This window comes from Halocynthiibacter styelae (assembly GCF_016123485.1).
Taxonomy (GTDB): Bacteria; Pseudomonadota; Alphaproteobacteria; order Rhodobacterales; family Rhodobacteraceae; genus Halocynthiibacter; species Halocynthiibacter styelae.
Map to the genome: position 1 here is coordinate 308,212 of NZ_JADCKQ010000004.1, position 12,321 is coordinate 320,532.

At 54.6% G+C, this 12,321-nt stretch carries 13 protein-coding genes and 2 tRNA genes; 11 read left to right on the forward strand and 4 right to left on the reverse strand.

Going from position 1 to position 12,321, the window contains the following annotated elements; all coding sequences use genetic code 11:
* Nucleotides 1-357: 357 nt before the first annotated feature.
* Genes H1D41_RS07755 through H1D41_RS07765 form a run of 3 tightly spaced genes read left to right on the forward strand, consistent with a single transcriptional unit; the run spans nucleotide 358 to nucleotide 2,988 of the window.
* A complete protein-coding gene (locus H1D41_RS07755) occupies nucleotides 358-1,839 on the forward strand; it encodes a pilus assembly protein (protein WP_228848354.1) in 1,482 nt (493 codons plus the stop codon).
* The gene (locus tag H1D41_RS07760; protein ID WP_228848355.1) at nucleotides 1,839-2,384 is read left to right on the forward strand and encodes a TadE/TadG family type IV pilus assembly protein; all 546 of its coding nucleotides are present in this window, start codon (nucleotides 1,839-1,841) and stop codon (nucleotides 2,382-2,384) included. The genes H1D41_RS07755 and H1D41_RS07760 overlap by 1 nt, the downstream gene beginning before the upstream one ends.
* On the forward strand, nucleotides 2,371-2,988 hold the full coding sequence (locus H1D41_RS07765; protein WP_228848356.1) for a TadE/TadG family type IV pilus assembly protein: 618 nt from the start codon (nucleotides 2,371-2,373) through the stop codon (nucleotides 2,986-2,988). The genes H1D41_RS07760 and H1D41_RS07765 overlap by 14 nt, the downstream gene beginning before the upstream one ends.
* 16 nt (nucleotides 2,989-3,004) lie before the next feature.
* Here H1D41_RS07765 and H1D41_RS07770 read toward each other — a convergent pair whose 3' ends face one another.
* Nucleotides 3,005-3,502: a hypothetical protein gene (locus H1D41_RS07770; RefSeq protein WP_228848357.1), complete on the reverse strand. Its 498-nt coding sequence runs from the start codon at nucleotides 3,500-3,502 to the stop codon at nucleotides 3,005-3,007.
* A 273-nt stretch (nucleotides 3,503-3,775) separates the two neighbouring features.
* Between H1D41_RS07770 and H1D41_RS07775 the strand changes: the two genes are divergently transcribed.
* A complete protein-coding gene (locus tag H1D41_RS07775; RefSeq protein ID WP_228848358.1) occupies nucleotides 3,776-4,687 on the forward strand; it encodes a pirin family protein in 912 nt (303 codons plus the stop codon).
* Here H1D41_RS07775 and H1D41_RS07780 read toward each other — a convergent pair.
* From H1D41_RS07780 to H1D41_RS07790, 3 genes are read right to left on the reverse strand one after another with little or no spacing between them, the layout of a single operon-like run.
* The gene (locus tag H1D41_RS07780) at nucleotides 4,684-5,199 is read right to left on the reverse strand and encodes a hypothetical protein (protein ID WP_228848359.1); all 516 of its coding nucleotides are present in this window, start codon (nucleotides 5,197-5,199) and stop codon (nucleotides 4,684-4,686) included. The genes H1D41_RS07775 and H1D41_RS07780 overlap by 4 nt on opposite strands.
* Before the next feature lie 53 nt (nucleotides 5,200-5,252).
* Entirely contained in the window at nucleotides 5,253-5,819 is a 567-nt protein-coding gene (locus tag H1D41_RS07785; RefSeq protein WP_228848360.1) for a hypothetical protein, read from the reverse strand.
* A 4-nt stretch (nucleotides 5,820-5,823) separates the two neighbouring features.
* Complete coding sequence (locus tag H1D41_RS07790) at nucleotides 5,824-6,411, reverse strand: TetR/AcrR family transcriptional regulator (protein ID WP_228848361.1); 588 nt, start codon at nucleotides 6,409-6,411, stop codon at nucleotides 5,824-5,826.
* A 133-nt stretch (nucleotides 6,412-6,544) separates the two neighbouring features.
* On the opposite strand from H1D41_RS07790, the gene H1D41_RS07795 reads away from it, so the two are divergent.
* The 7 genes from H1D41_RS07795 to H1D41_RS07825 all read left to right on the forward strand — a co-directional run bounded on the left by H1D41_RS07795 (nucleotide 6,545) and on the right by H1D41_RS07825 (nucleotide 12,318).
* Nucleotides 6,545-6,853 (forward strand): hypothetical protein, encoded by a 309-nt coding sequence (locus H1D41_RS07795; protein ID WP_228848362.1) that lies wholly within the window; start codon nucleotides 6,545-6,547, stop codon nucleotides 6,851-6,853.
* 95 nt (nucleotides 6,854-6,948) lie between these two features.
* Nucleotides 6,949-8,235, forward strand: coding sequence for a homoserine dehydrogenase (locus H1D41_RS07800; protein WP_228848363.1), 1,287 nt, complete (start codon nucleotides 6,949-6,951; stop codon nucleotides 8,233-8,235).
* A gap of 99 nt (nucleotides 8,236-8,334) precedes the next feature.
* Nucleotides 8,335-9,021, forward strand: coding sequence for a ceramidase domain-containing protein (locus H1D41_RS07805; protein ID WP_228848364.1), 687 nt, complete (start codon nucleotides 8,335-8,337; stop codon nucleotides 9,019-9,021).
* Nucleotides 9,022-9,096: 75 nt separating this feature from the next.
* Nucleotides 9,097-10,068, forward strand: coding sequence for a class II fructose-bisphosphatase (gene glpX / locus H1D41_RS07810; RefSeq protein ID WP_107495141.1), 972 nt, complete (start codon nucleotides 9,097-9,099; stop codon nucleotides 10,066-10,068).
* Complete coding sequence (gene recJ / locus H1D41_RS07815; RefSeq protein WP_228848376.1) at nucleotides 10,068-11,861, forward strand: single-stranded-DNA-specific exonuclease RecJ; 1,794 nt, start codon at nucleotides 10,068-10,070, stop codon at nucleotides 11,859-11,861. The genes glpX and recJ overlap by 1 nt, the downstream gene beginning before the upstream one ends.
* Before the next feature lie 121 nt (nucleotides 11,862-11,982).
* Nucleotides 11,983-12,057 (forward strand) — tRNA-Glu (locus H1D41_RS07820).
* Between the two features lie 186 nt (nucleotides 12,058-12,243).
* Nucleotides 12,244-12,318 (forward strand) — tRNA-Glu (locus tag H1D41_RS07825).
* Nucleotides 12,319-12,321 lie beyond the last annotated feature (3 nt).

The following is a 12,321-nucleotide window of genomic DNA, read 5'->3' on the forward strand; positions in this document are numbered from 1 at the left end:
CGCATTTACAGATAATTTTTCAGACACTTCTTCGAATCAATGCCTGTTTTTTGTGCAGACAGACTATGACGGATTACTTAAGACGTCGCGTAAAAACGCCCAGATTTCTTAAAAAAACGTCAATTTCAACCAGAGAGCGCATATCGCGAATGCGGCATCGCCAAGAAGGTATTGCCCCGCCACATTTACCGTATTAATCTGTGGTCAGATTTTATGGTCGATCAGATTAGCGAAATGACCCGAATACGACCGGAAAGGGGCGCGTGCCCCATTTTAGCCATATCTGTATGATTTAGTATCTTAGTATTTTGCCCGTGTTCTGTTGCTTATTTCTGCTATTGCACAAGAGGGTTGCACATGTTCAAGAAATTTGGCCTGAAAGCATTGGGCAAAACAGGTTTTTTCGCCCGACCTCAGAAGCGTTTCGAATCGGAACTGAAGAGTTTTTACAGGGACGAATCCGGGTCTCTTCTGATTCTGACACTGATGATCTTTATCGTTCTTCTTCTAATGACAGGCATGGGCGTTGATTTTGTCCGCCAGGAAACAGCCCGCATCAGGCTTCAGAACACATTGGATCGGGCAATCCTTGCTGCGGCTGATCTTGACCAGACACTTGATCCGGCCACCGTGGTGAATGATTACTTTGAAAAAGCAGGCATGGCGGCCTTTGTTGATGAAGTACACGTGGAGGGAAATGCCGCAGGAACATATCGGATTGTGACAGCAAGGGCTTCGGTTGATTTGCGCACACGGTTTCTGCGACTTGAATCACGCTATATGCCGGATTGGGAAGGGATTGATGTCCTGGAGACAGCCGCCGTCGGTCAGGCCGAAGAACGCGTTTCCAATGTAGAGATTTCCCTGGTTCTGGATATTTCAGGTTCTATGCGTGGTTCAAAAATCCGCACTCTGCGCGGTGCAGCGCAGGACTTTGTTGATACTGTCCTGCGTGATGAGGTTGAGGGGCTCGTTTCTCTTTCTCTGGTTCCCTATACGGCACAGGTTAACGCTGGTCCCGGTCTACTGAGTCAGATAAATCTTACAGATATACCACGACACAACTATTCCCACTGTCTTGAATTCACGGCTGCTGATTTTGGACGCTTAGGGTTAAGCCCCTCTGGTCAATATCGTCAGGGACAGCATTTTACCCAATATGGATATGGCCCCTATAGTTCAGGTATTGATAACCCGAGCTGCCCGAAGCGAACCTATGAACGAATTATTCCGATCAGTCAGGATCGCAATGAGCTGAAGGATGCCATTTCCCGCCTGCAGGCCCGTCATAATACGGCCATTCATACAGGCATGAAGTGGGCAACTATTCTGTTAGATCCTTCATCACAGCCCATGATCGCCAATCTGTCAGCCAACCCTGTTGGTGGTGTGAACATTGATTCCGCTTTTGCAGATCGCCCTGCCCCGCGATCTGACGTGGATACGAAAAAATTCGTTATCCTGATGACAGACGGCGTGAATGTCGGCTCACAACGCCTGCGCCGGCAATACTATGATACAGAACTGGAAATTGACCGCTTTGATCAATATGGCCTCTACGGGTATGCTAACGCCTTCGGTGGATACTGGGGGAACTATGTTGAAACGGACTATACCGCATCGCAGGCGAATTCACGACTAAATCAGATCTGCACACTGGCGAAAGAAAACGATATTATCGTTTTCACAATCGGGTTTGAGGTTAACAACACCAGCGCCAATATCATGCGGAACTGTGCGACCACCGCGGCACATTTCTTCCGTGTGGAAGGCACTGAAATCAACAAAGCCTTTGACACAATTGCCAGCCAGATTAACGAACTGAGATTGACACTCTGATGCGTAGATTTCTGAATATTTTCAAGTGGTTCCGAAAGGATGAATCTGGGAACGTCACCATCGAGTTCGTGATATTGTTCCCGCTTTTCTTCATGGTGTTTCTGGCCATTATTGAAACCGGCATTCTCATGTTACGTCAGGTGATGCTTGACCGGGCCGTTGAAATTTCTGTCAGGGATCTCCGCCTTGGGAACATCGCGGATATCACGCATGACGAACTTAAAGACCGGATCTGCCGCGACACGCTGGTGCTTCCGAGCTGCGAAGAATCTATCCGACTGGAATTGCGCCCGATTGATGAGAACACATGGGTTCTGCCATCCCAACAGGCGATCTGCTATGACAAGGAAGAAGAAATAAATCCTCCGAGTGATCTGAACCGTGGCGGCGACACTGAACTGATGGTGCTGCGCGCCTGCGTCAAATTCAGCCCGTTCTTCCCAACCACGGGCCTGGCCCTGGGTCTGCCCCTTGATGGCAATCAACACTATGGTCTTTTGTCCACCTCAACCTTTGTAAACGAGCCTCAAGATGACGGAGTTTAACATTTCAAAGCTTTACGTGCAGGAATTCATGGCGGGTCTGCGTCTTGAATTGCGGAAATTCAGAGATGACACGTCTGCAGGCCTGTCTGTGGAATTTGTATATCTGTTTCCCATGCTGATCTGGGCTTACATCGGGATGTTTGCTTTCTTTCATGCGTTCCGGGCAGAGGGGCTGAACTTGCGGGCCTCTTACGCACTTGCGGATTTCGTCACCCGACAGACAGAACCGCTGAGCGACAGACACCTGAATGGGATGCAGGATGTGTTCGATTTCATCGTGGGCAACGAATATAATAACTGGATCCGCCTGACATCAGTCCAGTGGGACGATGATGATGATGAATATGATGTTGTCTGGTCTGAAGCCACAAAAGGAAACACCACCTGGACGACCGATGCCCTGAATACAAACAAGCGAGATGAACTTCCTGTGATGGCAAAAGGTGATTATGCCATCATTGTTGAAACGTCATCGAACTATTTCCCGGCCTTCAGCACCCCGTATTTCGGGATTGATCTGCAAAGGGTGACGTTTCAGAATTTCATATTCACAACAAATCGGCAGAATGGCCGCGTCTGCTGGGAAACCCGTTGTAACAACTGAACAAACGGCCCGATTGTTAAGAATGCGTTTCTGTCAGTGCAACAATGATCTCAATCATTGATTTTGCGTCACGCGCGTTGGTGATTCCACCAACACCCACGCGCGTACCGACACGCCAATACATCCCGGGCGCCCAGAGGTTACCAGGTGCGCCAGTACCACGCAGCATAAAGCCGTTTGATGGTTTCAGGGCGAAAACACCTTTTTCCATCGCTACCACATCTTCCATACGGATCAGGCAGGTTCCGCGATAATCGCTGAGGGCCTCTTTCGTCAGGATCAGACCGCCTCGTGTACGGTCGTACATTTTGATGCCCAGCCACAGGACAGCTGTACCCATCAGCATGAGAAGCAACTTCAGGCCGATAGCAGCACCGGGCAGAATCATCCCATTCCAGATCAGGAGCAAACCAAGCAGAAACAGCACCATCAGGGCGAAAATGCGCCGTATGGGAGAGACCTCCAATTCCATAAGGACCTCGGCCTCGCCCGCCGTTGTGTTCTGATCTGTCATCTGTGTCTCCCTCATTTCCAGCTTTTAATACAATGGGAAAGCGCAAAGGTCACCAGTCCGCAAACCAGAAAACTGGAAAACTGGGAAACTGGGAAACTGGGAAACTGGGAAACTGGGAAACTGGGAAACTGGGAAACTGGGAAACTGGAATTGGTATCACACCACCAGGTCCACCCCATAAAAATCGCACACCACACGCGCGATCACCCACATATGCGCCCATATGCACATGAGCTGTGATGACATATATTTCCATCATAAAGGAGAAACACCATGTCCATCCGCCCCGCTCTGACGACAAGCCTTGCCACCCCGACGGTTGAAGGTGCTGGTGTGCACCTGCATCGCGCTTTTGGCTTTCACAACCCGAAGAAATTTGACCCATTCCTGCTGTTTGACGATTTCCGGCAGGATGATGTCAAAGGCGATATTGCGGGTTTCCCATGGCACCCCCATCGCGGCATTGAAACCATCAGCTATGTGCTGAATGGCACCGTTGAACATGCGGACAGCCTTGGAAACAAAGGCGTCATTGGCGCGGGCGATATTCAGTGGATGACTGCCGGTTCCGGCATTATGCATCATGAAATGCCCATCGCGAACACTCAGGGACAAATGCACGGGTTTCAGCTTTGGTCAAACCTGCCCGCCAGTGAGAAAATGTGCGCCCCGCGCTACCAGGATATTCCTTCTGGCAAAATCGCCGAGCGGGTTGATGATGACGGCACCCGCATCCGGGTAATTGCCGGGGACTGGCGTGGAATTGAAGGGCCAGTGAAAGGCATCGCAACTGACCCGGTTTACCTTGATATCTCTGTTGCGCCCAACACGATCAAGACCCTGCCCATGGATACGTATCGCAACACATTTGCGTATGTGTTTGCAGGCAGCGGGCGGTTTGCTGACAGTGCAGCCCCGCGCGGCGTGCTGCTGGAAAAAGAAGTCATGGGTCAGGAGGTCAACATCCGGGATATGTCCGGCAACCGTACCCTTGTGGAATTTGGCACAGGCAATGAAATCCGCCTGGAATCCGGCCTGGAAGGCGTGCGTTTTCTGCTGATCGCCGGTGCCCCTTTGCAGGAACCCATCGCCTGGCACGGCCCGATTGTGATGAACACAGCGGAAGAACTGCGTCAGGCCATGTCAGACCTGCGCAACGACAGGTTCATCAAGCCCGCGCATTAAGACTCTGTGCTTTTCGCTGCGATGGTCTGAGTTTCATAAACACCCGCATAAATATACAAAACAGCGACCAACGTTTCGTCAAAGGACAACCCCAGATCGTTCCAGCTATACTCACAACTGTGGTCACCCGGGCCTGTATGCAAACAGAGTTCAGTCAGTTCCCCATTCAGACTTAGGATGCCCAGATCTTTTGACCACTTAGAGTACCGATGAATGCAAGGTCCGATCGCAGTTCTCCAGACCGTGCAACCCTTCAAAACGACTTCATACCTGCCCCATTCACCACGCAAAATGAAGGATGCGGGCTCCCAGGTAAAATCATAGATATGCTTCTCGGCATCAATCAAGGGCATGTCCCCTCGAAAAACGTTCAGTACACCCCTTTGGCCTGGTCGCAAATATTCAATGGCCCGCACGGGGATACTCTCATGCATACCAAGTTTATGGAGGAACTTTTCCAGCCGTTTGCGTTCATTTTCAGTTCTGGCCAGTTCAAGCTTTGTACGCGGCATCTGAATACAACTCATTCATTTTGTCTCGGCAAATATCCCGAAGGTGAGTGTAATCAATCGGGATCACTCATCCGGACAACCTCAAAATCCAGTTCCCGGAAGTATTCCATCAGTATCTTCTGCAATCCCTCGCCCACCAGAATAATCGGATGCATTTCGCGACCACAGGCAAAGATCAGGTCACTGCGGTAAATCCCCATTGGGTCAATCTTCTCATCCGTAAAGACCGCAGGAGGGGATGCACCAACAATCGTCGCGTATTCGCCGCAACGCGTACAGAAATCTTCAAAGCGTGTGCCGACAGTCTTTGCGTCGAACCTTAAAACCTCAGACAGTTTCAGCGCATACATCGCAGGCCGTCGATTAACTTTGATGGTGGTAAAAGGCGTGGACGCATGGGCCTGTAAGAATGTCACCACGCGTTCCGTAATGATCATCTGACCATCATAGGTCGCGCCCCAGTCTGCCCGTTCCTTGCGCAATCTGAAGTGTCTCTCCGGAAAACCTACGAGACTACGGGGGCGCCCACAGGATGCACAGATACGCTCTGACGTTTCATCGTCCTGATTGTAGAAGTAAAGACCGATGTTTGCGGCATCCACCTGAAACAATTTCACCATTCTCTCATCCCACCAGCGATTTACGTACCATATCCCAGTATATTTCTTCCACCCGTTCCAGCGACAGGCGGCCGCCTTCGCGGTACCAGGTGTTCACGCCGGTTAGCATAGCAATCACAGCCATTGCAGACAGATGGGCGTCTTCCACTGCAAATGCACCGCTGGCTTTTCCGTCGGACAGAATACCCTCGACCACCTGTTCATAGGCTTTGCGGCGGGCTGTGATGGCTACGTAGTTATCGGGCGTCAGGTTGCGCAATTCCATATAGGCGATGAAGACCGCGTCCTGGCGTTCCATATGAAAGCGGATGTGGAAGCGCACCAAGGCTTCAAGCCGCATCATCGGGTCACCGCCGGGATCAAGTTCCTGCCAGGCATCCAGCAACGCGACCATATGGGCATCCATCATATCAAAAAGCAGCGCCTGTTTATCCTTGGTGTAAAGGTAAAGCGCGCCGGCCTGCACCCCGACTTCTGCCGCGATTTTGCGCATGGACACGGCAGCATAGCCCTGCCGTGCAAAAAGCCGCTCAGCGGCGGCGCGCACGCGCGGGCCTGTTATTTCGGAATGGGAGCCTGTTTTTCTTGCCATGAAGGCAGATTATCTGAACGCGCGTTCATTTCAAGGGGCATTCCCGCTGACGGGGAACGCGGCGGTGATTCACCCCCTGTTAATCCCTGGTGTCACAGAGTAAAATCACCACAAGACCAACCGGAGCAGTCATTTGCGAATCCTTCTTTTTACCTGCCTTGCGGGATTAACCCTGATCGCCTGTGCGCCCCCTGCCCATATCCGTGCGGTGGAAGAAGCCTCTGTCAGCCGGGGGGATTGGCCTGAGATTTTGCCACTGCAGGATCTGCTGAACGCCGGAAACGATACTGCAAGCACACAGATCAGCGCCCAGGAACAGGGCGCACGTCTGACGTCCCGTGTGAACGGGCTGAAATCGCGTGCGCGTCGCCTTCAGGGCCCGGTGATTGATGAAGCCCGCCGTGCGCGTCTGCTGGCTGCACTTTCCCGTGAGAACGGCTGAAATTTCCGCTGATCCGTCGCCTCTGCACATTGCACCTGCCCTGCATTCGCGCTAACCAGGCTGCGAACAGATACTTCTGACAGACGGAGCCCCTTATGACCGCACCTCTTCGACTTGGCATTGCAGGACTTGGCACCGTGGGTGTTGGTGTTGTGAAGATCATCCGCCAGAAAGCCAACCTTCTGTCCCTGCGCACAGGCCGCCCGGTGGTGATTACCGCCGTTTCCGCGCGCTCGAAAGACAAAGACCGTGGCGTGAACCTGTCTGACTACGCCTGGGAAGATGATCCGGTTGCACTGGCGACCCGCGATGATGTGGATGTGTTTGTGGAGCTTATGGGCGGTTCTGACGGCCCGGCGAAAGCCGCGACTGAGGCTGCGATTGCGGCTGGTAAAGACGTTGTCACAGCGAACAAAGCCATGCTTGCGATCCACGGTCAGGCCCTGGCTGAATCCGCTGAAACCGCAGGCAAGGTTATTCGTTTTGAAGCTGCCGTTGCCGGTGGCATCCCAGTGGTCAAATCCCTGACCGAAGGCCTGGCAGGCAATGACATCACCCGCGTCATGGGCGTGATGAACGGCACCTGTAACTACATCCTGACCCGCATGGAAAACGCCGGTCTGCCTTATGATGAGGTCTTTGCCGAGGCGGACGCGCTGGGTTACCTCGAAGCCGATCCGAACCTTGACGTAGGCGGCATTGATGCGGGGCACAAACTGTCCCTGCTGGCTTCCATCGCTTATGGCACAAAGGTTGCCTTTGACGCGGTAGAGCTTGAAGGCATTGGCCGCATCACCATTGAAGACATTCATCAGGCGGCCGACATGGGTTACCGTATCAAGCTGCTGGGTGTGGCCCAGATGACCGGGCGTGGCCTGGAACAGCGCATGACCCCTTGCCTTGTGCCTGCAGACAGCCCGCTGGGTCAGCTGGAAGGTGGAACCAATATGGTTGTGCTGGAAGGTGACAACGTCGGTCAGATCGTTCTGCGTGGCGCGGGCGCGGGTGAAGGCCCGACTGCAAGTGCCGTTATGTCTGATGTGATCGAAATCGCACGCGGCACACGTCTGACGACCTTTGGTCAGCCTGCCGCCACGCTGGAAGAGGCCCGCCCGGCGCAATCTGCGACCCCGGCACCTTATTACCTGCGTATGGAGCTGACCGACAAACCAGGGGCGCTTGCCAAAGTTGCCGCTGTTCTGGGTGAGGCCGGTGTGTCCATTGATCGTATGCGCCAGTACAGCCATGAAAGCGACAATGCCCCTGTGCTGATCGTGACCCATAAATGCACCCGCCAGTCTCTGGATGCGGCGCTTGAAGGTCTGGGCGGCACCGGTGTTGTGGCAACTGCCCCGGTTGCGATCCGTATCGAAACCGTCTGATCCAAACACAGCCGGGGCAGTTCCGCCCTGCCCCGGCTTTGCGCTTTACTTTCCCGCCGCCCCTTCGTTTAGTGCCCCTGAATATTCAGGAGTGTCAGAATGGACTGGTTTGCTGCGGTTGATATTTACTGTGAACGCACAGCGCCCGGGTTCTGGAATGAACCGCTGAATGCGCTTTCTAATACTTCCTTTGTCCTGGCCGCTATCTGGGCCGCTTATGAGATCCGCAAACGCCCGGGTCAGCCGATGGTTATCAAACTGCTGACCGTGCTTTGTTTCCTGATCGGGACCGGGTCTTTCCTGTTTCATACATTCGCGAACCTTTGGTCAGAAATGGCAGATATCATCCCGATCTGGACGTTTGTGGCGGTCTATATTGTTGCCTCGGTCCGGATCATCGGGGGCGTCGCACCCGGAAAAATTCTACGCATCGTGATGTTGGTTCTGGCAGTTCTGGTCATTGTCTTCCTGGCGACATCCGGAGAAGAGGCAACAGAGGCAACCCATCACACCCAATCCGTCCTGAACGGATCAGAACAATATGCGCCTGCGTTGTTGGCCATGCTGGTGATTTCCTTCCTGACCTGGAAACGCGGCCATCCGCTGGCATGGTGGTTTATCGGGGCGACTCTGATGTTCCTGACTTCTTTGACATTCCGCACCGTTGACATGTCTCTGTGTCCGGTCTGGCCCCATGGCACACATCAGATGTGGCATATTCTGAACGGCACCATGCTGGGCCTGCTGCTACAGGCCCTAATTCGCAACACAAGACATCCGGATTAAGGGATTCACCTTGCCCCGAAGGCCCTGTCAGATTAAACCCGGCGCAACCTATGTTTTATCCGGGAAGACCGAACAATGCCCACATCTTCTGACTTTAACGATCGTATGCTGTCTCTGGGCCTGGCCCGTGTGTCTGAGGCTGCTGCCCTGGCCTCTGCAAGCCTTGTTGGCCGTGGCGATGAGAAAGCCGCTGACCAGGCCGCTGTAAACGCCATGCGCGAACAGCTGAACCTGCTGGACATTGCCGGTGTGGTTGTGATCGGTGAAGGCGAACGCGACGAAGCGCCAATGCTGTACATCGGTGAAGAAGTTGGTACTGGCACAGGCCCTGGCGTTGATATCGCACTGGACCCGCTGGAAGGCACCACACTGACCGCAAAAGATATGCCAAACGCCCTGACTGTGATCGCAATGGGTCCGCGCGGCTCTATGCTGCACGCCCCTGACGTTTACATGGACAAGCTGGCGGTTGGCCCGGGCTTCCCTGAAGGCGTTGTAACGCTGGACATGTCCCCAAAAGAACGTGTTGAAGCGCTTGCCAAAGCCAAAGGCTGCGCCTGCGAAGACATCACCGTTTGTGTTCTGGAACGTCCACGTCATGAAGACGTTATCGCGGGTATCCGTGAAACCGGCGCTGCGATCCGTCTGATTTCCGATGGTGATGTTGCAGGTGTTATGCATTGCGCAGAATCTGAAACAACCGGCATCGACATGTATATGGGCACGGGCGGCGCACCCGAAGGTGTTCTGGCTGCGGCTGCTTTGAAATGCATGGGCGGTCAAATGTACGGTCGTCTGTTGTTCCGCAACGATGATGAGCGTGGCCGCGCGACCAAAGCTGGCATCACCGATTTCGACAAGATCTATTCCCGTGACGAAATGGTCACCGAAGACGTTCTGTTCGCAGCAACCGGCGTGACAGACGGTTCCATCCTGTCCGGCGTCAAGCGCGAGCCAGGCTGGTTGACCACAGAAACCGTTCTGATGCGTTCGCGCACCGGTTCCGTGCGTCGCATGGAATACCGCACCCCTGTGGATGCTGTATAATTAACGTGTCTGAGGCCCCGGCATTTCTGAATGTGGACGCGTCGCTGACCGGGCGGCGCTGGCTGGGGCCTGACATAGAGACCGAACGCCAGGCAGAAGCCATGGCGCAGCAAACCGGTCTCGCTCCGGCATTATGCCGGACGCTCGCCCGGCTGGGCGTCAGCGCTATGGATGCGCCTTCCTACCTTGAACCATCTTTGCGGGATCTTCTGCCCGATCCGCGTTCCCTGCTGGATATGGAAACTGCTGCCACGCGTTTTCTGCAGGCGGCGCAATCCGGCCAGCGCATTGCCGTGTTTGCCGATTATGACGTGGACGGCGGCACATCCGGTGCGCTGCTGATCCACTGGCTGCGTGAACTGGGCTATCCGGTTGATGAACGCGCCACGCTTTATGTGCCCGACCGGATTGACGAAGGCTACGGCCCCAATGCGCCGGCGATTGCGGAACTTGCGGCAAACCATGACCTGATCGTTTGTGTCGACTGCGGCACGCTTTCGCATGACGCCCTGGCCGCTGCCGGTGATACCGATGTTGTCGTGCTGGATCACCACCTTGGCGGCGAAACCCTGCCCAATGTGCATGCGGTGGTGAACCCGAATCGTCAGGATGAAAGCGGCGATCTGGCCCATCTTTGTGCCGCTGCTGTGGTCTTCCTGATGCTGGTCGAAACCGGCCGCCAGATGCGCGAAGCGGGCAATACCGGGCCAAACCTTCTGAACCTTCTGGATTTCGTCGCCCTTGCCACCGTGGCCGATGTTGCGCCCCTGATCGGTGTGAACCGCGCCTTTGTGCGTCAGGGCCTGAAAGTTCTGGCCCAGCGCCACCATACCGGCCTTGTTGCGCTGGCTGACAGTGCAGGCATGGACGGACCGCCGACGTCATATCACCTTGGTTTCCTGCTGGGGCCGCGCATCAACGCAGGCGGACGGATTGGCAAAGCCGATCTGGGTGCGCGCCTGCTTGCTTCCGTTGATCCGCAGGAAGCCCACGCCATGGCGGCGCAGCTTGAGATCCTGAACCGTGAACGCCGCGAGATCGAAAATCTGACCCGCGAAGTCGCGATGGATCAGGCGCAAAACCGCCTTGAAGCCCATACACCGGAAAGCAACCGACCGGCGGCGCTGGCCTGGGCTGCGGACGATGGCTGGCATCCCGGCGTTGTCGGAATTGTCGCGTCTCGCATGAAAGAGGCGACAAACCTGCCCGCGATTGTCATCGGTTTTGATGGTGATGCAGGCAAAGGCTCTGGTCGCTCGGTCTCTGGTGTTGATCTGGGCCATGCGATCCAGAAACTTGTTGCTGAAGGGCTGCTGGAAAAAGGCGGCGGGCATAAGATGGCGGCAGGCCTGTCCCTGACCCGGGATCAGCTGGAACCCGCGATGGAACGGCTTGAAGAACTGCTGGCGAAACAGGGCGCAGGCCTGGGCGGCCCGGCGGCGCTGAAACTGGACGCCATGCTTATGCCCGGGGCAGCCCAGACCGATCTGGTCACAAAAATCGAATCTGCTGGCCCCTATGGCGCCGGTGCCCCCGGCCCCCGGTTTGCGTTCGCCAGCCAGAAGATCTTTTTCGCCAAACGCGTCGGGGAATCACACCTGAAGATCAGCTTTGGTGACGGCATGGGCCCGCGTATTGATGCGATTTGCTTCGGGGCTTTTGACGGCCCGCTTGGCCCTGCCCTGCAGGATCATAACGGGGCTTTGTTCCACCTGGCCGGGCGGCTTGAAATCAATCGCTGGCAGGGGCGCGAAAGCGTGCAGCTGCGGCTTGAGGATGCGGCAGAGGCTTAAAACACGCCCAAGCATACCCATGCACCCCGCCGCTGTGAAATCTTAACTTTTTGCAGAAAAAACCACATTTTTCTCTTGCCGAGTCTCCGAGGACAAGCTAAATACCCGCTCACCGAACGGTGCTCCCTTCGTCTATCGGTTAGGACGTCAGGTTTTCAACCTGAAAAGAGGGGTTCGATTCCCCTAGGGAGTACCACGGTTACCCTCTTCAAATTAGATACAGCTAAAACCAAACGCTGAAATTCTGTTTTCTGCTGCGGCTTTCCCTGCATCCCACACCCGAATACCTCCTGCGCAGGAAATTCGAAAAACATCCTGAATCTGCTGTTTTTCCTCTTGCCGAGTCTCCGAGGACAAGCTAAATACCCGCTCACCGAACGGTGCTCCCTTCGTCTATCGGTTAGGACGTCAGGTTTTCAACCTGAAAAGAGGGGTTCGATTCCCCTAGGGAGTACCACGG